Here is a 17,065-nt window from a genome sequence, read left to right as displayed (position 1 = left end):
GGGTCTGGCATCAGAACGAGGTATTGGAGATAGCCAGCGAGTTGCTCTGCTGGTTGCCGACACCGGCCGCCACGTTCACGCCCAGGTTGCCGCTGCCGCCATTGACCGAACCGCTAAGGGTTGCAGTGTTGGTCACAGGGTTGGCCCAGCCGGTCGGGGTCAGCACTTGGAAGGACACGGTATTGCTCAAGTCGTAAGCGCTGCTTTCGCTGTAGCTCTTGGCCACGTCGTTGGAGGACTGACTGGAGGTTTCGCCAGACTTTTCAAACGCCGAAGCCGAAGCGTTCTCGTAGGACGAGTCATGGGACTTGGTGTACGACGAGTCCCGCGAATGGTTATAGGCCGACTCGCTCGACTTGTCGTAGTTGGAGTCGAAGGCTTTCTCGAACGAAGAGTCGTAGGCACTTTGCTGCGAGGTGTTTACCGAGGCATCCAGGGATGCATTGAGTGAACCGTCGACGCTGCTGGTGCGGGTGCGCTCGCGATCACCGTTGGTCAGGGTCAGGGTACGCGTGGCATCGGCAGCCGCTGCCAGGCTGGCACTGAGGCTGGCGCTGTTCGAAGCGCTGGCGCTGCCGCTGGCCGAACCGCTCATGCCCCAGCTGTTGGAGCCACTGGCACTGGCACTGTTGGAGCCGCTGGCGTTATTGGCACTCGAACCACTCGCATTCCAGCCGCTGGAGCCGCTGGAGCTGGCACTTTGCGAGCCCGCCAGGTTGAAGCTGGACGAGGCACTGCGGTCATCGGTCGAGTTCAGCGTACCTTCACGCGAGCTGGAACCGGTGGCCGAGGTGGTGAAGGTCAGGGTATCGACACGGTAAGTGCGGTCGGCCCCATTGTTGACCACAAGCCCAGGACCGTTCTGGTCGGCCTTGGCCGTAGCCGTGGCGTTGCCGATACCGGCATTGGTATTGGCGATGGCCATGCTGTTTTTCTGCTGGTTCAGGTCGCCGCCGGCAATGTTGATGCCTACGTTGCCCGAGCTGCCTTCGCCAGAGCCGCTCATCACCGCCGAAGACTGGGTCGACCAGTTGTCGACACGGTTGTTGTTGCTGTACTGGCTGACGTCAGCATTGGCTTGCGCGGTGCCGAAGACGAAACTGTTGTCCAGGGTAGAGTCGGCAGCGGCGTTGGCGATGGCCGACGCGTTGCCCTGCTGGTTACCGTTACCAGACGCCACGTTGACACCCACGTTGCCACTGGCGCCAGTTGCCGAGCTGCTCATTTCAGCTTCGTTCACGGTGCCCTGGTTGGTGATGGTGTTGCCGGTGCTACGCTGGGTGTCCAGCGCATCGGCCTTGGCCGAGATAGGCAGCCAGGTGGTGCTGTTGCCGTTGTAGCTGCGACGGTTCTGATCGGCTTGTACAGCAACGGCCATGACCGCAGCAATTGCGAAAACCAGAGGCTTGAGTGCCATCGAAGGTTTCATGGTGATTCTCCGTACTCTAAAGGTTAAGTGTCGTTCATGACTCAAACGGTCAGTCGGCGACTCGTATGCTCAAGGTGTTGGCCATGCGGTTTCCCACCCCGGCACTCTGATTCAGCTGAACCACGCCACGGCCACCGGTGAACGCCTGGTCACTGGTGGTGACCTGGCGATGACCTGTCGGGGTAGCAGCTGAGTCAAAGGTGTTGAGCAGCGTCACGTTCTGTTGCAGGAGGACGCTGTCGTCGATGCTTTGCGGTTGTGTTCCGACGCTGATGCGCAGGGCGTTGGCCTGCTGGGTGCCGGCACCGGCGCTCTGGTTGACACCAAGCGCGCCATTACCGTGGCTGAACGAGGCGCCGCCAATGCGGGCTTGGGTATCCATGGGAGCGTGCGCAGGCGTATTGAGCCGTTGCCGGATCTGGGTCGTGGCACTGGCGCCGTGGCCGAGGGCGAAGGCCCGGGCATTGGCCTGCTGCTGCATGTCCCCGGCGGCCTGGTTAACCGTCATGTTGCCCTGATAGGCACGGCCGGCGTCGTCGATGGTGGCGCTGTTGCTGATGGCAGTCGGTGGCTGGGCCATGGCAGAGGCGCTGCACAGCAGGGTGATGACGAGCAGGGCAGGCTTCATGTCATTTGCCCCCCGTCAGGATCTGCAGGGGCGCGAGGCCTTTCTGCACGCTCGAATTGACCATGTTGGAGATCCCGTTGCCCGACCCTGCTCCACGCCCGCCAGAGAGGTTGGGCAACTGGCTCTGGTGGCCAAGGTTGCTGCCCAGGTGATCGGTGTGTTGGGTGATCAGGGCGTTGATGCCTGAGCCGCTGCTGATGCTGGCGAAGTCGCCATCGCTCAACTCGTTGGTCTGGCGCAGCACATGATTGACCGGGTTGGCATTGACGGTGGTGGGTGTGGGGTCCGGACGCAGTGGGGGAATCACGGCATTGCGTGTCTGCACGTCGCGGGTAATGACGATGGTGCCATTGTCGGCTTGGGCGGTCGCGCTGAGCGAGCTGATCGCGCACCCCAGCAGCAACAGGTAACCCAGGCGTTTGTCGATGTTCCTCACGACGGCAATTCCTTCTTCAGCCGCTGGCCTTGTTCAGCGTTGCGCTAGCAAGAGCAGAAGCCGTGCCGCTTTTGAGAAGTCGTTGTATTTCAGGGGGTTAGCGCGATGAAAGCTGTCGTGTAGGGCTGCGTTGTGTCAGTGCTGATACAACGACTATTGACTGATGACCAAGCGGTCACCTCTAGGGCTGGGTTTGATTGGAATGACAGGCAGTGTATCGGTGGCGTGACACTTATCGGAGCTCACGGCGTAAGCCGCATGCTTGCGGGGTTGGCAACAGCCGGGGTGTGTCAGAGGCTTAACACCGGCTCAGAGCCCCGCAGCGTCGAGGCGACCAGTTCCAGCGCCAGGGCCTGACGTGTCGCCCAGTCACCTTCGATGATGTGATAAGGCTGATCGTGGTCTTGCAGCCAGTGCAGGCTTGCCTCGAAAAACTGCTGGCGCTCTCGCACATCTGGTTGGGTGCGCTGGCCATCGGCAACCCAGGGTACGCCCTCTGGGCTGAGAAGCAGGTGCAGGTCGTAGTGACGATCGAGCAGAGCCTGCTCCAGCCAAGGTGGGCAATCGCCGAACAAGGTCTGGCTCCAGAGCATGTTGCTGAGCAGGTGGGTGTCCAGAATCAACAGCGACGGCGAGGCTGCGCGTGCAGCGTCTTCCCAGGCCAACTGCCCACGGGCGATGCTGGGGATGTCGGCGTAGCACGTGTCGCGGCAGTGCTGGTCGACGAAATGACGCACGTACTCACCCACCACCAGCCCTCCGAAACGCGCCTGGATCTGGCCGCTGAGCCAGCTCTTGCCACTGGATTCGGGGCCGCACAGCACCACAACCTGGGTGCTCGTGACAGCGCTCATGGCTTCACCAACGCCGGGTCCCGGTGCCATTCCAGCCATCCGCGCAGGGCAATGAGGGTGAGCACCGCAAACAGCGCCGCGGTGAAATACAAGTGCTGGTGCAGGTACTGCCCGACATAGATGATGTCCACCACGACCCACAGGGGCCAGCATTGCAAGCGCTTTTGCGCCATCCACAGCTGGGCCACCAGGCTAAAGCCGGTCAGGCTGGCATCCAGCCAGGGCAGGGCGGCATCGGTCCAGGTGGCCATGGCAGTACCCAATGCTGCGCTAAGCAGTACGCCCAGGCCCAGGTGGATGACCAGCGCGCCGGGCCGTAAGCTCGATACCTGGCGTGCCGCGTCTTGCCGTTCAGGCCGCTTCCACTGCCACCAGCCATACAGTTGCAACAGCGCATAGGCAACTTGAAGCAGCATCCCCGAATAGAGCTTGACCTCATAAAATAGCCAGGCATAGATCAGCACCATGATCAGGCCGAGGGGCCAGCACCAGGCGTTCTGCTTGACCGTGAGCCACACAGCGATGACGCCGAGGACGGCGGCGATGAATTCAAGGCCGGACATCGGCGATCCTTGGAGATTTCAGGGAGGGGCGCGATTGTAGCGGTTAGCTCAAGGAAGGTGTAGAGCGTTGCCGGGATCAGGGCCGTCTAGCAGCCCTGAGCCGGTGTCGGCTTCAGACCCTGAACTGGCGCAGCAGTTGTTCCAGGTCCTGGCTGAGGCGGCCCAGCGCCACGCCGGCCTCACTGGACTGGCGTGCCGCCTCGGCCGCCTGCTGCGAAAGGCCTGCCGTGTCCAGCACGTTGCGGTTGATGTCCTCGACCACGTGGGACTGCTGCAGGGTGGCGCTGGCAATAGAGGCATTCAACGCTGTCAGGGTGTGCAGGGCCTGGTTGATCGCATCTAGGCTGGCGCCTGCTTCGCGGGCTTGCGTGACGGTTTGCCGTGAGGCCTCGCTGCTGGTGTCGATCGCCTTGACGGCGGCATCGGACTGGCTCTGCAAGTGTTCGATCATGGTGTGGATCTCGGCCGTGGACTGGGCCGTGCGCTGCGCCAGCAGGCGTACCTCATCGGCTACCACGGCAAAACCCCTGCCTTGTTCGCCCGCGCGAGCCGCTTCGATCGCCGCGTTAAGCGCCAGCAGGTTGGTTTGTTCTGCGATCGAGCGGATCACGTCCAGCACGCCGCCAATACGGGTACTGTGCCCGGCCAGGTCACGGATTACTTGCACCGCCTGTTCGATGGTCATGGACAATCGGTCGATCTGGGCCAGGCTGCCATGGATCGCCTGCTGCCCATGGGCGACCTGTTGCTGAGCGCAGTGCATTTCCCCGGCGGCCTGCTCGGCGGTCTTGGCCACATCCTGCACGGCGTAGGTCACCTCGTTCACGGCCGTTGCCACCTGGTCCATCTGCAGGGATTGTTGGGCGCTTTGCTGTTGCGCCGCACCGGCATTGTCGCCTACATGGTCGGCTGATCTGGCCAGCGCATGCGCCGCACTTTGTAATTGCCCGATCACCCCTTGCAACTTGCCGTTGAAGCGGTTGAAGTGCTCGCCCAGCTGACTGAGTTCATCGCGCCCGTGGGTGTCCAGGCGCCGGGTCAGGTCGCTTTCGCCGCTGGCGATATTGCCCATGGCCTGCACGGCTTCCTGTAGCGGGCGGGCAATGCTGCGTGCGATCACCCAGACCATCAGGCCCATCAGCAGCGCGATCGCCATGCCCAGCAGCGAAGCGTCACGCAGCTGGCGAGCGAACTCGGTCTGTACGTCGTCAACGTAGACCCCAGAGCCGATGATCCAGCCCCAGGGCTTGAACAGCTGGATGTAGGATGTCTTGGCAACAGGTTCGCTAGCCCCTGGCTTGGGCCAGCGGTAATTCACGGGCCCAGCCTCCTGCTGGCGCGCCAGCGCGACCATTTCGTTGAATACGGCAAAGCCATCCGGGTCGCGAATGCCCGAAAGGTCCTGGCCGTCGAGCTTGGGATTGGCCGGATGCATGATCATGCGCGGGGTCAGGTCGTTGATCCAGAAGTAGTCGTCATGGTCATAGCGCAACGCCCTTACCACTTGCAGGGCTTGTTGCTGGGCCGCGTCACGGCTCAAGGTACCGGCGGCCTCCAGCTGTTGGAAATGCGCCAGTACACCTGTGGCCGTTTCCACCACATGCCGGGTTTTCTCTGCCTTGGCTTGGTACAAGTCGCCGTGGATCTGGCGCAGCATCAGCAGACCAAGCACCAACAGCATGGCTATGGCCACTATCAGGATCAGCCATAAACGGCTGCTGATCGACATCGATCTAAGCGTCTTCATTGCGCATGCTCCATTTGTTCTTGTTCTCACCTGCATCCAAGCACGCCTGCGGCCATGGACCCACTCGACCAATGGCTAAGTGCCATGTGCCGTGGAGTCTGTTGCCTGCCACGTCATGACAGTGCAAAGGAGCTCTGCCAGCATTTCGGCGGCGCAAGATGAAACCTTTAGTAACCGTGAACTTTTCCACTGGCTTTGCGACCAACAGACGCTGTAAAACAGCCGGGCCGCGTGCGGCAATATTCAGGCAAATCAAGAACAAGGAGCTTGCCACGAGCAGGCTCCATCGGGGGAATGATGGATTTTTGGACGGCCTTTCAGGCAATCATACTGGGCGTGGTGGAAGGGCTGACGGAGTTCCTGCCGATTTCCAGTACTGGCCACCAGATCATCGTTGCCGACCTCATCGGTTTCACAGGTGAGCGGGCGATGGCCTTCAACATCATCATTCAGCTGGCCGCCATCCTGGCGGTGATGTGGGAGTTTCGCGGCAAAATATTCGCTGTGGTCCGTGGGTTGCCGAATCAGCCCAGAGCGCAGCGCTTCACCGGCAACTTGCTGTTGGCCTTCCTGCCGGCGTTGGTATTGGGTGTATTGTTCGCCGACCTGATTCATGAGTACTTGTTCAACGCTGTCACCGTGGCAGCTGCGCTGGTACTGGGTGGGGTGGTCATGCTCTGGGCCGAGCGACGCCAACACAGGGTTCAGGTGACTCATGTCGACGAGATGCACTGGAGCCACGCGCTTAAAATCGGTTTCGTGCAGTGTCTGGCCATGATCCCGGGGACCTCGCGTTCCGGCTCGACCATCATCGGCGGCCTGCTGTTTGGCCTGTCGCGTACTGCCGCGACGGAGTTTTCCTTCTTTCTGGCGATGCCGACGATGGTGGGGGCTGCCGTGTATTCGGGTTACAAGTACCGTCATCTGTTCCAGCCCGATGATCTGCCGGTCTTTGCGCTGGGCTTCGTCACCTCGTTCATCTTCGCGATGATCGCCGTACGCGGTCTGCTGAAATTCATCGCCAACCACAGTTATGCAGCCTTTGCCTGGTATCGGATCGTCTTCGGCATGCTGATCCTGGCGAGCTGGCTGTTTGGCTGGGTCGACTGGACCGTCGCTCATGGATGAGCAGTCAGACCGCCAGCGCCCGACACGGATACGCAATGCCAAGTTCAAGGGAGTGCTGCTGGGGCTGCTGTGTGTGCTGCCGGTGTTGGGCGTCGCGTGCCTGGCCTACGACGCGCAGGCGTGGTGGCCGCTGGTGGTGTACCCGGTGATGAGTCTGCTCACTGTGTTGCTCTATTGGTGCGACAAGTCCCAGGCCCGCAGCCAAGCGCGACGCACCCCGGAGAAGCTGCTGCATGGTGTAGAACTGTTCGGTGGCTGGCCTGGGGCTCTGCTGGCGCAGCAGGTGTTCCGGCACAAGACACGCAAGGTGCCTTACCAGGTCAAGTTCTGGGCCATCGTGGTCGTGCACCAGGCCGCCTGGGCGTATTGGCTGTTCTTTCAAGGGCGAGCTGCAGCGTTGGGGTGAAGCCGCTGTATCACGAATGGGGGCGAGCGCCCCCATTGAAGTCCCGGCCACTCGGGTTGGGCTCAGTGATGTGTCACACGTAACGTTCCCCGCACGTTTCGAATGAGGCGGCCAAATGGTCGATCCATACCCGCACCGCAGGCGTGACACCGCGTCGGTGCGGGTAAACCGCCTGCAGGTAGCCGCCTGGCAAGGACCAGTCCGGAAGTAATCTAACGAGTTCACCGCGTTGGAGCTGCTCTTCACAAAACAGGCTGGGCAGGGCGGTGAAGCCCAGCCCAGCGCGTACAGCTGCATTACGTACCACGAAATCGTCCACTGACAGCCTGGGTTCGAGCGCCAAGGCGCGTTGTTGGCCCCCTGGCCCCTGCAGCCTCAGGTGTACCAGGCGGTCGGCCTCGGGTGCACCCAGCACCGGCAGGTCGGCCAGCTGCTCAGGCGTGCGCACCTGGGGGGCGAAACCGGGCGCGGCTACCAGTTGCATCTGTGCCTGACACAGTCGCCTGGTCACCAGCGTAGGGTCTTCATCGCCCAAGTCGCGCACTCGCAGCGCTACATCTATTCCTTCAGAGATCAGGTCCACTCTACGGTTGAGCAAGACCAGATCCAGCTGCACGAGCGGATACTGTTGCAGAAACCGGGTTACCACGTCCGGCAAGAACGCATGACCCAAGGCCACCGGGCAGGACACGCGTAGCCTGCCGCGTGGTTCACTGCTCATGCTGGCTACTGCCTCTTCAGCGGCTTCAGCTTCGAGGAGCATGGCTTGGCAGTGATGCAGGTAGCGTTCGCCCACGGCTGTCAGTTTCACTTGCCGCGTGGTGCGCTGTAGCAGGCGCATGCCCAAGCGATCCTCCAGTTCGGCGATACGGCGGGATAGCCTTGATTTCGGAATGCCGAGCTGGCGTCCAGCGGCGGCGAACCCGCCTGCTTCGACGACACGGGCAAAGTAAAACAGGTCGTTCAAATCCTGCATGGCACGGCTCATTGTTCCAGGGGTAGGACAAACTAGCGCGATTGGGCGCACTTATCATCCATTACACACTTAGGTAACATCCTTTTCATCGAATATATTCAGCCTTACCCCCTTTCACAGGAGTACCCCATGAAACTGCTGCACATCGATTCGAGCATCCTGGGTGACAACTCGGCCTCGCGCCAATTGAGCCGTGAAGTCGTCGCCGCGTGGCAGGCCGCTGAGCCGAACGTTGAAGTGGGTTATCGCGACCTGGCAGCCGATGCCATCGCTCACTTCTCGGCCGCAACCCTGATGGCTGCCGGCACCGGTGAAGAGCTGCGCGATGCGGCCCAGGCCTTCGAGGCCAAGCTCAGTGCCGAGACCCTCGAAGAGTTCCTGGCCGCCGACGCAGTGGTCATCGGCGCGCCAATGTACAACTTCAGCGTGCCGACCCAACTCAAGGCTTGGATCGACCGCATCGCCGTCGCCGGCAAGACCTTCCGTTATACCGAGGCTGGTCCAGAAGGCCTGTGCGGTGACAAGAAAGTGGTGCTGGTTTCCACGGCAGGGGGAATGCACGCCGATCAACCAACAGGGGTCGGCCACGAAGACTTCCTCAAGGTGTTCCTGGGCTTCATCGGCATTACCGACCTGCACGTGGTTCGAGCTCATGGCCTGGCTTATGGCCCGGAGCAGCGCACCCTAGCGATTGCCGCGGCACAGGCGCACATCGAAAACGATCTGTTCGCGGTGGCATAAAGGCAGGGGAAACAGCGCAAATTGAGGGTCGCCTAGGCGGCCCTTTTTCATGGGCGTACCAACCGCATGTTGCTGATGGCCGCACAGCTCACTGTTGCGCAACGCTAGGGCGCAACTGTAATGGTGGTTCATTGAGGAATAGCCTTATGCTGTAACGAAATATGTATAAGTGCTGAAGAAGGAAGCCGCAATGCCGCTCAAGGACCTGCTCATCGCTCTGGTGGTAATCATCGCCTGGGGCGTCAACTTCGTCGTGATCAAGGTCGGGCTCGATGGGTTGCCACCCATGTTGCTGGGGGCGCTGCGTTTTCTGCTTGTGGCTTTTCCCGCGGTGTTCTTCATCAAGCGGCCGAACCTGCCGTGGCGTTGGTTGATCGCCTACGGTGCGACCATCTCGCTGGGGCAGTTTGCATTTCTGTTCCAGGCCATGGCCAGCGGCATGCCACCGGGGCTCGCTTCATTGGTCCTGCAGTCCCAGGCCTTCTTCACCTTGGGCTTCGCTGCGCTGTTTCTGGGCGAGCGCTTGCGCGTGGCCAGCGTGCTCGGGCTGCTGGTGGCCGCCGGTGGGCTAGCGCTGATCGGCAGCGAAGACGGTAGCCATGTCCCCATGCTCGCGCTGGTACTGACCTTGTGTGGCGGGGCGATGTGGGGCTTGGGCAACATCATCACTCGTCGCTTCGGGTCGATAGACCTGGTGGCATTGGTCATCTGGGGCGGCTTGATCCCTCCGCTGCCTTTTCTGCTGCTCTCTGGCTGGTTGGAGGGGCCTGAACGCATCAGCCAGGCGCTCACGCACATCGGCTGGCACTCGATTGCCGCGCTGGCATACCTTGCATTCGTGGCCACCATTCTGGGCTACAGCCTCTGGAGCACGCTGTTGTCGCGCCATCCGGCCGGAAAGGTCGCGCCTTTTTCGCTGCTGGTACCTGTCATAGGCCTGAGTTCATCAGCGCTGCTGCTGGGCGAGCGCCTGACCGAAACCCAGGGTTGGGGTGCCTTGCTGGTTATGAGTGGCTTGTTGGTGAACGTGTTCGGCGCCCGACTCGGACAGCGGCTCAAGGCTGCGAGGGCCTGAGTAATTACGAGTGCTACCTGTCTTTTTTTAAGCGTTGATTGACCAAGCTCATGATGTCGGTCAGTTACGGTCGCCTATCAGGCACGGATATGGTTCCTTGGTTACGTTTTTTGTAAGGAGGACCGCAAACGATGCGAGTCAGGGACGAAACCTATTGGCAGTGGGCCGATGCACAACTGCACAGCCGCTGCCACGACGAAGTGCTGAGCGATGGCACCACCCTGGATGTGCAGGTGCGCCTGTCCAGGCAAGGCGCAACTCAACTGTTTCTCGGCCTTTACGCACGCAATGGGCAGGCTCTGGTGGAGGAGTATTATCCTGCGCGCTCTGGGGAAACCATGACCCGGGCGCTGGTTTGGGGTGTTGAGCGCGCTCGGGCGTTGGCCACAGGTGCCATGCCATTACCTAAAAACGCCAAAAGGCGCGCATGAAAAAGCCCGGCGCGGTGGCCGGGCTTGATACAGCGTGACGGTCAGTACTGCGCTTCGATCACTTTCACGGCACGTTGCGTACGTGCCTCTGGCCATTGCTGTTGCAGGGTTTGCAAGACACGGCCGACGAACTCGGTATCGGCAGCCGCCTTCTTGCCCACATAGCCCTGGCCTCGGCGATAGGCCTTGAATCGCGCACGCATGCTTGGCAGGTGCTCCTGGAATTCATCTTCGATCGTGTTGGGTGGCAAGCGGTCCAGGCGCACTTCGCCGCTTTGGCTCACCCACAACAGATGGTCATCAAGGCTGTCCTTGCGCGTGGCGAACAGCTTGGCCAATTGATCGATGGTCGGATTGTCGTTCAAGTTCATCATAAAGCCCCCATTACCCAGTTTCAGGTGATTTTCACAGTTGGCGCTATCGCGATGTAGCGCGTTTCCAAGGCTGCTACTGCAGCTTTGCAACAGGGGCTTTCTCACGCTGCCTTTTGGACAGTTCCCTCTCCACGGACCGCCTGCGTTACCGCGCAGGCGGCCTGGAACACCCTTGCCACGGCTCCCGATCAGGGAGACGGCCTCATCATGCACAAACGCGATGAACGGCGTCAACCATTTTGTAGTGATATTTTCTGCTCACTACATTTTCGTGGAGTTGTTCGACAATCCTCGATTTCAAAGCCCTGAAAGAATCTCGTATGCCGCGCGCACGCGGGCTTCGTTGGGGTAGTTGCGGTTGGCTAGAAGCACGATGGCCAACCCCTCAGACGGGACGAATGCTGCGTAGGCACCGAAACCATTGGTGGAGCCTGTCTTGTTGTACCAGGCTCCCGCCAATGGGGCGGCAGGCGGCTGCAGCCGTTGTGCCGGCTGGGGGCCTCGTATCATCTGCGGGCCATTGCCGGCGATGAGGGTGCGCAGTGCAACGGGGTACGCATAACGCTCCCAGCCTAAGCCTTGTGTCATTTCACCGATCTGGGCGTAGCCGCTACGGGTGATGAGGGTGGCGCGGGCCAAGGGCGCAGGCAGACCGTCGGGCTGCATGTTCAAGCGCACATAACGCAGCAGATCGCTGGCACTGGTCTTGATGCCGTAGGCTTGCTGCGCATAAGGGCCAGGGTTTACGCGCACTGGCTTGTCGCTGGCATCGTAGCCTTGGGCATACAGGCTACGTGCATCACTGGGCACCTCCAGGTAGGTACTGTGCAGGCCCATGGGCTCCAGCACGTTGTGCTCAAGCAAGGTGGCAAACGGTTGGTGTTGGGCGCGGGCGGCCAGGTCGCCGAACAGGCCCAGGCTCGGGTTGGAGTAACACCGTTGGGCACCTGGCGTGCCTTTGGCCTGCCATTGGCGCAAAAACGTCACCACTTGCTGGGGTGTTTCCACGGTGTCGGGAAACTGCAAGGGCAGGCAATCGGCACTGTAGGTGCCCAGGTCCAGCACGGTGGCGTCGCCCAGGGGAGTGCCAGCCAGGGCCGGGTGATAGCGTTTGGCAGGGGCGTCCAGGGCAAGCTGGCCTTCGGCATTGGCCACTGCCACCAACGTGGCGGTGAATGTCTTGCTCAGCGAGCCAATTTCGAAGAGGGTGTCGCGGCTAACGGGCACGCCGCTGTCGCGGCTGGCGACGCCGTAGCTGAAGTAATGAGCGTGGCCATTCGCATACAGCGCGACCGCCATGCCGCTGATGCCCTGGGCCTGCATCAGGGGACCGATGACGGTGTCGACTTTGATTCGCAGCGGGTCATTGGCGTAGGCGGGTAACCAGGGGGCGCCGAGTGTGAGGGCGACCGCAAGGGCCACGGAGCGGGAGCAGATCATGAAGATTCCTTGGCTGACTGTCCGTTGCGCGATACCAGGAGGGGTTCCGGCGTTAGCGCCTGGGGGCGCTAGACCTTATCCTCCGTCCTTGCCCAAAGACAAGACGGAGCTGTGATGAAGTACCTGCGCATGCTGTTCGACAACTTCACCCTTGCCTTGCTGGCTGTGGTAGCGATCGCCACCGTGTTGCCTTGCTCAGGGCAGGGGGCGGTGTATTTCGGCTGGCTCACCAACCTGGCGATCGGTTTGTTGTTTTTCCTGCACGGGGCCAAGCTCTCGCGGGAGGCAATCATCGCTGGAGCGGGGCATTGGCGCCTGCACCTGCTGGTGTTTTCCTGCACGTTCGTGCTGTTTCCGCTGCTGGGCATGGCGTTCAAGCCGCTGTTCCTGCCACTGGTAGGAGACGAGCTCTACTTGGGGGTGCTGTACCTTTGCGCCCTGCCTGCCACCGTCCAGTCGGCCATCGCGTTCACCTCGCTGGCGCGGGGTAACGTGCCAGCGGCCATCTGCAGCGCAGCCGCATCCAGCCTGCTGGGCATATTCCTGACCCCGGTTCTGGTGATGCTGTTGCTGGGCGCCAGCGGCGACACCGGCTCGGGTCTGGACGCAGTGCTCAAGATCACCCTGCAGTTGCTGGTGCCATTCGTGGCCGGGCAACTGGCCCGCCGCTGGATCGGTGCCTGGGTTAAACGCAATGCGCGCTGGCTGAAGATCGTCGACCAGGGCTCGATTCTGCTGGTGGTCTACACCGCCTTCAGCGAGGCGGTGGTCACGGGCTTGTGGCACACTGTTTCGCCGCAGCACCTGGCAGGCCTGTTCGCCGTTTGCGGCATCCTGCTGACCGTGGTGTTGGTGGGGACCAGCCTGTTGGGCAAAGTGCTTGGTTTCAACCTCGAAGACCGGATCACCATCCTGTTCGCAGGCTCGAAGAAGAGCCTGGCAACCGGTGTGCCGATGGCGCAGGTGCTGTTCGTCGGAAGCGGCATCGGCGCAATGATCCTGCCATTGATGCTGTTCCACCAGATCCAGCTGATGGTCTGCGCTGTGCTGGCCCAACACTATGCGAGCCGCGAGCAGGATGATATCGAGGTGCCGACGGTGCGATGACCCGGTGATGGTTGCAGCTCACGTGGTCTGCAACCATCACGTCGCCTGGGTCAGAAGTTCGCGGGGGTATTGGCGCTGATGATCTCTGCTTCGTCCTGGCCAATATTCTTGAAACTGTGGGGCAGGGTGGTAGGGATGTAGTAGCCATCTCCCGCATTGAGCACGCTGACCTGGCCATCGACCCACAGCTCGACGGTGCCTCGCGTGACGAGCCCGCACTCTTCGCCCTCGGCGTGCACGATGGGCTCGCCCGAGTCGGCACCTGGGGCGTAAAGCTCGCGCAGCATGCGCATTTGCCGGCCCTCGACGCTGGCACCTACCAGCAGCATGCGCAATCCGTTGCGACCCAAGTCGGGCTGCTCGCCCGCCCGGAACACGAAACGCTCCTCACGCACGGGTTCATCGAAGCTGAAAAACTCTGCCAGGCTCATCGGAATGCCCTCCAGCAGCTTTTTCAAGGAACTGACCGATGGGCTGACGCGGTTCTGCTCGATCTGCGAAATGGTCGAGTTGGTGAGCCCGCTGCGGCGCGCCAACTCTCGCTGGGAGAGGTTGTTGCGTTCACGCACTAGTTTGAGTCGCGTCCCCGTGTCCATAGCCGCCTTGTAATAAGAGGTGTCAAGAATAATGAGCGAGGCGCATTAAAACACACTCTCAAGGCTTGCGCGCTGCGGTTTGCAGGTGCCCGCTGCCAGCGAGGCCGGACGGGCCATCGCCAGGCAAGATGCGGCGCCCTCAGTCCGCCTTTGATCCTGGCCACATGCTGCGCAGCACCCCATCACGGCGAACCCAGGCGTGCATCAGCGCAGCGCCCACGTGTACCAGTACCGTGGCGAACAACAGGTAGCCTCCCCAGCCGTGCGCCTGGCGCAGCACGGCATACAGCTGCAAATCATGGGGCACGATCGCCGGCAGGCCAAACGGGCGAGGGTACCCGCCGGCCGAGAGCATGGCCCACCCCAGCAAGGGCATGGCTAGCATGAGGCCGTACAGCAGCAGGTGCGAAGCGCCGGCAGCCAGGCGCTGGAAGGCTGGTAGGTCCTGGGGCAGAGGTGGATGGGGAATGCTCAGGCGCACGATGATGCGCGCTACGATCAGCACCAGCAGCGCAAGCCCCGTGATCTTGTGCAAGCTGACCAGTACGGGGTGACGGACCGACAGGTCCGTGACCATGCTCACGCCGATCAAGAGCATGGCCAGGATCAGGAACGCCATCGACCAGTGCAGCAGGCGGGCGACGGGATGAAAGGTGGTGGGTTTCATGGTCGGGCTCCCGTGCTCAAGGACTCGCGGCTACGACGGTTGAATGATTCCGAATAGGCCGCTGACCGGGCCGCGAGTATAGGGTCGGCGGAGGGTTCGATGCCGTGGGGCAGTATCAAGGGGTCAAAGTTGAGGTCGCGGCAGGCACCCTGTTCCGGTGCGTCGACCTGCTCAAGCACCAGGGTGCCTGCGTTGACGCTGCGCCGGCTCGCTGGCCAAGGCTTGGCAGGGTCGTCGATAGCGTCGCCCGGTTCGGCCAGTACCAGGCGCAGGGTCCAGCGCAACGGCCCCAGCGCCAGCCGTCGTCGCAGGTCATGTTGCAGGAACAGAGGGTCGTCCACCTTCGCCGGTAAGGCCGTGTACGGCGTGAGCGGTTCAAGCTGCCAGCGCACCGGATGGGCATGGCCGTCGTGATCGATCAACTTGAATGCATTGATGCTGTGGTACTGGGTGTTGGCGAAGCTGTCGCTGGGCTTGTAGCTGGCTGCCCATTGCTTGAACGCGGCGCTCTCGGGGTGGGCTGCAAAGAAGGCCTGTACCTTGGCAGGGTCGGGCTTGCGCGTGGCCGGGTCCGGGGTGTTGGCCAGCACCTGCTCGTAGAACGCCTCGGCCGTACTTACCGCCAGAACGGGCGGGTTGTTCATGCCGGTCCTCCAGACTTGCCCATCGTCGGTGGCGAGTTCGATTGCCAGGCTGCGCACGGGGATGCCGGTGTCAGGCGCAAACGGGTTGGCACCACCAATGGCCAGGCGGCCTGTGACCGGCACATGCGCCTGGGTGAATGCCCGTGCCGTCGACAAGCTTGCCGCTTGCCCGCTGGCCTGGAAATAGCCGCTCACGCACAGGCCTTTAGCGTGGTTCTTGCGATAACCCGGGTAGTGCCCAGCCTGGGCCTCGAACGTGTCGATGATGCGCTGTGGTGTGAGCGCGGATTGGCCAAGCCAGCCGGCGCTGTAGGCGAAGCCCGCACCGGCAGCCAGCATCACCGCGCCGATTGCGGCAAGCCGCCAGGCCTTGGCCCGGCCGTGCAAAGGTTGGTTCATGGTCAGTCCCGTTGATTTCACGAAAAGTGCCAGTACGACGCTGCCCTGGAAAAGTTATTCCCCGAGCGGGAATAACTTTTTCTCCAACGCGTCTGTTCTCTAGACTGCCCCATCATCGACCGGATATTTTCCATGCAGGACTTGGACGACCAACAATGGCGAGCGCTACTGGCCCGACTACGTCGCTTCGCCCTCTGGCTGACCCGCGAGGCGGGAAGTGCGGATGACCTCGTGCAGGCCACGGTCGAACGTGCCTTGAGCCGGCGTCAGCAGCATCAGGATCCCGATGCCCTGCGCGCCTGGCTGTTCACCATCCTTTATCGATTGTTTCTGGATGGCAAACGGCGAGAACGGTTGCATGCCCGCTGGCTGTCCTGGTTCGCCAGCAGTAGCGCTGCCGAAGAAACGGCCGGCGATAACCTTGAGGACATCGTGCTGGCGCAGGCGGATTTGCAGGCATTTGGCCGGCTCAAGACCGAGCAGCGCGCGTTGCTGTTGCTAGTGAGCGTTGAGGGCCTGAGTTACAAGGAGGCTGCCCAGACGTTGGGTATTCCAATCGGTACTGTCATGTCACGGCTGTCGCGGGCGCGCGATGCCCTGCGTGCATTGACCGAGGACAGCCCTCGACCACCGGCCTTGCGGAGATTGAAATGACCCGTCTTATTCCTAGCGAAGAAGAGCTTCACGCCTACGTCGATGACCGCCTGGACCCGGTGCGCCGTGCCGAAGTCCAGGCCTGGCTGGCCAATCATCCAAAGGCTGCGCAACGTGTGGAAGGCTGGCGCGCCGATGCGCGCCAGTTGCGCACGAGCCTGGCGGGCCTTGCGCAGCCGCTGGCGGGCCCGCGGGTTGACCGCGATCAGCTGCGCCAACAGGCGCGACACCGCCTGAAGCGTCGCTGGGCAAGTGCTGCAGCGATCGTCCTAGCCTTAGGCGTTGGGGGACTTGGCGGGTGGCAGGCGCGCGATGCCAGCTTTGCCGACGCAAAGCCCATGGCTGATGCCGTGCAGGCCCACCGATTGTTTGCCGACAGCCAAGCGCTGGATATTCAGGCGCGTGACCCCGATCAATTGCGCACCTGGCTGCAAGCGCACTTTCACCAGGTGGGCCAACTGCCTGATTTGGCAGGCTACGGGTTCGCCCCGGTGGGCGCCCGGCTGCTCAGTAACGAGCAAGGGCCGGCGGCGCTGGTGGTGTTCCAGGACGGGGCGGGGCGCCGTATCAGCCTGTTCCTGCGCTCACCCGGCGAGCACTTCCGGCGCATGCCGCAAGGGCAGCGAATCGATGGGCAGCTCCAGGCCCGATACTGGTCCCATGGCGCCTACAATTTCGCCCTGGTCAGTGCTGTCGATGATGGTCGCGGTGTGGGTATCGGCGAGGCCTTGCGCACGACGTTGTGAGCCGTACAAGGCCTCCTGCGCCCT

At 62.0% G+C, this 17,065-nt stretch carries 20 protein-coding genes and 1 pseudogene; 8 read left to right on the top strand and 13 right to left on the bottom strand.

The features are described from left to right. Positions 1 to 10 precede the first annotated feature (10 nt). The 7 genes and pseudogenes from ACF8E5_RS20755 to ACF8E5_RS20725 all read right to left on the bottom strand — a co-directional run. Positions 11 to 1,429 carry a heme utilization protein gene (locus tag ACF8E5_RS20755; RefSeq protein ID WP_392475737.1) on the bottom strand — a complete coding sequence of 473 codons (1,419 nt, stop codon included), beginning with the start codon at positions 1,427 to 1,429 and terminating at the stop codon, positions 11 to 13. 49 nt (positions 1,430 to 1,478) lie between these two features. After that, complete coding sequence (locus ACF8E5_RS20750) at positions 1,479 to 2,057, bottom strand: adhesin (RefSeq protein WP_145254562.1); 579 nt, start codon at positions 2,055 to 2,057, stop codon at positions 1,479 to 1,481. A 1-nt stretch (position 2,058) separates the two neighbouring features. Continuing rightward, positions 2,059 to 2,493: a hypothetical protein gene (locus tag ACF8E5_RS20745; RefSeq protein WP_058639343.1), complete on the bottom strand. Its 435-nt coding sequence runs from the start codon at positions 2,491 to 2,493 to the stop codon at positions 2,059 to 2,061. 290 nt (positions 2,494 to 2,783) lie between these two features. Next, on the bottom strand, positions 2,784 to 3,347 hold the full coding sequence (locus tag ACF8E5_RS20740; protein ID WP_392475736.1) for an AAA family ATPase: 564 nt from the start codon (positions 3,345 to 3,347) through the stop codon (positions 2,784 to 2,786). Next, positions 3,344 to 3,910, bottom strand: a complete 567-nt coding sequence (pnuC, locus tag ACF8E5_RS20735) for a nicotinamide riboside transporter PnuC (protein ID WP_392475735.1) — start codon at positions 3,908 to 3,910, stop codon at positions 3,344 to 3,346. The genes ACF8E5_RS20740 and pnuC overlap by 4 nt, the downstream gene beginning before the upstream one ends. Positions 3,911 to 4,022: 112 nt before the next feature. Next, complete coding sequence (locus ACF8E5_RS20730; RefSeq protein ID WP_392475746.1) at positions 4,023 to 4,757, bottom strand: methyl-accepting chemotaxis protein; 735 nt, start codon at positions 4,755 to 4,757, stop codon at positions 4,023 to 4,025. Between the two features lie 138 nt (positions 4,758 to 4,895). Next, positions 4,896 to 5,567, bottom strand: a pseudogene (locus ACF8E5_RS20725) (cache domain-containing protein); the annotation flags it as partial. 387 nt (positions 5,568 to 5,954) lie between these two features. Between ACF8E5_RS20725 and ACF8E5_RS20720 the strand changes: the two are divergent. Together ACF8E5_RS20720 and ACF8E5_RS20715 are read left to right on the top strand one after the other, a co-directional pair. Then, on the top strand, positions 5,955 to 6,785 hold the full coding sequence (locus ACF8E5_RS20720) for an undecaprenyl-diphosphate phosphatase (protein ID WP_078479429.1): 831 nt from the start codon (positions 5,955 to 5,957) through the stop codon (positions 6,783 to 6,785). Continuing rightward, positions 6,778 to 7,191: a DUF1294 domain-containing protein gene (locus tag ACF8E5_RS20715; RefSeq protein WP_196125475.1), complete on the top strand. Its 414-nt coding sequence runs from the start codon at positions 6,778 to 6,780 to the stop codon at positions 7,189 to 7,191. The genes ACF8E5_RS20720 and ACF8E5_RS20715 overlap by 8 nt, the downstream gene beginning before the upstream one ends. A 73-nt stretch (positions 7,192 to 7,264) precedes the next feature. On the opposite strand, the gene ACF8E5_RS20710 is transcribed toward ACF8E5_RS20715, so the two are convergent. Next, positions 7,265 to 8,167, bottom strand: a complete 903-nt coding sequence (locus tag ACF8E5_RS20710) for a LysR substrate-binding domain-containing protein (protein WP_058639339.1) — start codon at positions 8,165 to 8,167, stop codon at positions 7,265 to 7,267. Positions 8,168 to 8,296: 129 nt separating this feature from the next. Between ACF8E5_RS20710 and ACF8E5_RS20705 the strand changes: the two genes are divergently transcribed. The 3 genes from ACF8E5_RS20705 to ACF8E5_RS20695 all read left to right on the top strand — a co-directional run bounded on the left by ACF8E5_RS20705 (position 8,297) and on the right by ACF8E5_RS20695 (position 10,414). Then, positions 8,297 to 8,908 carry an FMN-dependent NADH-azoreductase gene (locus ACF8E5_RS20705; RefSeq protein ID WP_392475734.1) on the top strand — a complete coding sequence of 204 codons (612 nt, stop codon included), beginning with the start codon at positions 8,297 to 8,299 and terminating at the stop codon, positions 8,906 to 8,908. A gap of 190 nt (positions 8,909 to 9,098) precedes the next feature. After that, a complete protein-coding gene (locus ACF8E5_RS20700) occupies positions 9,099 to 9,983 on the top strand; it encodes an EamA family transporter (protein WP_058605147.1) in 885 nt (294 codons plus the stop codon). A gap of 131 nt (positions 9,984 to 10,114) precedes the next feature. Further along, on the top strand, positions 10,115 to 10,414 hold the full coding sequence (locus tag ACF8E5_RS20695; protein WP_058639337.1) for a hypothetical protein: 300 nt from the start codon (positions 10,115 to 10,117) through the stop codon (positions 10,412 to 10,414). Between the two features lie 41 nt (positions 10,415 to 10,455). Here ACF8E5_RS20695 and ACF8E5_RS20690 read toward each other — a convergent pair whose 3' ends face one another. After that, complete coding sequence (locus tag ACF8E5_RS20690; RefSeq protein ID WP_058605149.1) at positions 10,456 to 10,788, bottom strand: hypothetical protein; 333 nt, start codon at positions 10,786 to 10,788, stop codon at positions 10,456 to 10,458. Between the two features lie 297 nt (positions 10,789 to 11,085). Next, positions 11,086 to 12,228: a class C beta-lactamase gene (ampC, locus tag ACF8E5_RS20685; protein WP_196121879.1), complete on the bottom strand. Its 1,143-nt coding sequence runs from the start codon at positions 12,226 to 12,228 to the stop codon at positions 11,086 to 11,088. Positions 12,229 to 12,342: 114 nt separating this feature from the next. Between ampC and ACF8E5_RS20680 the strand changes: the two genes are divergently transcribed. Further along, on the top strand, positions 12,343 to 13,335 hold the full coding sequence (locus ACF8E5_RS20680) for a bile acid:sodium symporter family protein (protein ID WP_058639335.1): 993 nt from the start codon (positions 12,343 to 12,345) through the stop codon (positions 13,333 to 13,335). Positions 13,336 to 13,385: 50 nt separating this feature from the next. On the opposite strand, the gene ACF8E5_RS20675 is transcribed toward ACF8E5_RS20680, so the two are convergent. The 3 genes from ACF8E5_RS20675 to ACF8E5_RS20665 all read right to left on the bottom strand — a co-directional run bounded on the left by ACF8E5_RS20675 (position 13,386) and on the right by ACF8E5_RS20665 (position 15,647). After that, the gene (locus tag ACF8E5_RS20675) at positions 13,386 to 13,931 is read right to left on the bottom strand and encodes a cupin domain-containing protein (protein WP_027915556.1); all 546 of its coding nucleotides are present in this window, start codon (positions 13,929 to 13,931) and stop codon (positions 13,386 to 13,388) included. Between the two features lie 139 nt (positions 13,932 to 14,070). After that, positions 14,071 to 14,598 carry a cytochrome b gene (locus ACF8E5_RS20670; protein ID WP_058639334.1) on the bottom strand — a complete coding sequence of 176 codons (528 nt, stop codon included), beginning with the start codon at positions 14,596 to 14,598 and terminating at the stop codon, positions 14,071 to 14,073. Continuing rightward, positions 14,595 to 15,647 carry a catalase family peroxidase gene (locus ACF8E5_RS20665; protein WP_392475745.1) on the bottom strand — a complete coding sequence of 351 codons (1,053 nt, stop codon included), beginning with the start codon at positions 15,645 to 15,647 and terminating at the stop codon, positions 14,595 to 14,597. Before ACF8E5_RS20665 ends, ACF8E5_RS20670 begins: the two co-directional genes overlap by 4 nt. A gap of 126 nt (positions 15,648 to 15,773) precedes the next feature. On the opposite strand from ACF8E5_RS20665, the gene ACF8E5_RS20660 reads away from it, so the two are divergent. Then, positions 15,774 to 16,295 carry a sigma-70 family RNA polymerase sigma factor gene (locus ACF8E5_RS20660; protein ID WP_058605153.1) on the top strand — a complete coding sequence of 174 codons (522 nt, stop codon included), beginning with the start codon at positions 15,774 to 15,776 and terminating at the stop codon, positions 16,293 to 16,295. After that, positions 16,292 to 17,041 carry an anti-sigma factor family protein gene (locus tag ACF8E5_RS20655; protein ID WP_392475733.1) on the top strand — a complete coding sequence of 250 codons (750 nt, stop codon included), beginning with the start codon at positions 16,292 to 16,294 and terminating at the stop codon, positions 17,039 to 17,041. The genes ACF8E5_RS20660 and ACF8E5_RS20655 overlap by 4 nt, the downstream gene beginning before the upstream one ends. The last annotated feature ends 24 nt before the right edge of the window (positions 17,042 to 17,065 follow it).

It is taken from the genome of Pseudomonas sp. WSY_20 (assembly GCF_043104335.1).
GTDB lineage: Bacteria > Pseudomonadota > Gammaproteobacteria > Pseudomonadales > Pseudomonadaceae > Aquipseudomonas > Aquipseudomonas parafulva_B.
The sequence above is the reverse complement of the archived record's forward strand: the minus strand, read 5'-3'. Positions and strand labels throughout refer to the sequence as shown.

Excerpts from the sequence above, each read along its gene's own strand:
- ACF8E5_RS20755 (WP_392475737.1), bottom strand. The coding sequence starts at position 1,429 with ATGAAACCTTCGATGGCACTCAAGCCTCTGGTTTTCGCAATTGCTGCG.
- ACF8E5_RS20750 (WP_145254562.1), bottom strand. The coding sequence starts at position 2,057 with ATGAAGCCTGCCCTGCTCGTCATCACCCTGCTGTGCAGCGCCTCTGCC.
- ACF8E5_RS20740 (WP_392475736.1), bottom strand. The coding sequence starts at position 3,347 with ATGAGCGCTGTCACGAGCACCCAGGTTGTGGTGCTGTGCGGCCCCGAA.
- pnuC (WP_392475735.1), bottom strand. The coding sequence starts at position 3,910 with ATGTCCGGCCTTGAATTCATCGCCGCCGTCCTCGGCGTCATCGCTGTG.
- ACF8E5_RS20730 (WP_392475746.1), bottom strand. The coding sequence starts at position 4,757 with ATGGACCAGGTGGCAACGGCCGTGAACGAGGTGACCTACGCCGTGCAG.
- ACF8E5_RS20720 (WP_078479429.1), top strand. The coding sequence starts at position 5,955 with ATGGATTTTTGGACGGCCTTTCAGGCAATCATACTGGGCGTGGTGGAA.
- ACF8E5_RS20715 (WP_196125475.1), top strand. The coding sequence starts at position 6,778 with ATGGATGAGCAGTCAGACCGCCAGCGCCCGACACGGATACGCAATGCC.
- ACF8E5_RS20710 (WP_058639339.1), bottom strand. The coding sequence starts at position 8,167 with ATGCAGGATTTGAACGACCTGTTTTACTTTGCCCGTGTCGTCGAAGCA.
- ACF8E5_RS20705 (WP_392475734.1), top strand. The coding sequence starts at position 8,297 with ATGAAACTGCTGCACATCGATTCGAGCATCCTGGGTGACAACTCGGCC.
- ACF8E5_RS20700 (WP_058605147.1), top strand. The coding sequence starts at position 9,099 with ATGCCGCTCAAGGACCTGCTCATCGCTCTGGTGGTAATCATCGCCTGG.
- ACF8E5_RS20695 (WP_058639337.1), top strand. The coding sequence starts at position 10,115 with ATGCGAGTCAGGGACGAAACCTATTGGCAGTGGGCCGATGCACAACTG.
- ACF8E5_RS20690 (WP_058605149.1), bottom strand. The coding sequence starts at position 10,788 with ATGATGAACTTGAACGACAATCCGACCATCGATCAATTGGCCAAGCTG.
- ampC (WP_196121879.1), bottom strand. The coding sequence starts at position 12,228 with ATGATCTGCTCCCGCTCCGTGGCCCTTGCGGTCGCCCTCACACTCGGC.
- ACF8E5_RS20680 (WP_058639335.1), top strand. The coding sequence starts at position 12,343 with ATGAAGTACCTGCGCATGCTGTTCGACAACTTCACCCTTGCCTTGCTG.
- ACF8E5_RS20675 (WP_027915556.1), bottom strand. The coding sequence starts at position 13,931 with ATGGACACGGGGACGCGACTCAAACTAGTGCGTGAACGCAACAACCTC.
- ACF8E5_RS20670 (WP_058639334.1), bottom strand. The coding sequence starts at position 14,598 with ATGAAACCCACCACCTTTCATCCCGTCGCCCGCCTGCTGCACTGGTCG.
- ACF8E5_RS20660 (WP_058605153.1), top strand. The coding sequence starts at position 15,774 with ATGCAGGACTTGGACGACCAACAATGGCGAGCGCTACTGGCCCGACTA.
- ACF8E5_RS20655 (WP_392475733.1), top strand. The coding sequence starts at position 16,292 with ATGACCCGTCTTATTCCTAGCGAAGAAGAGCTTCACGCCTACGTCGAT.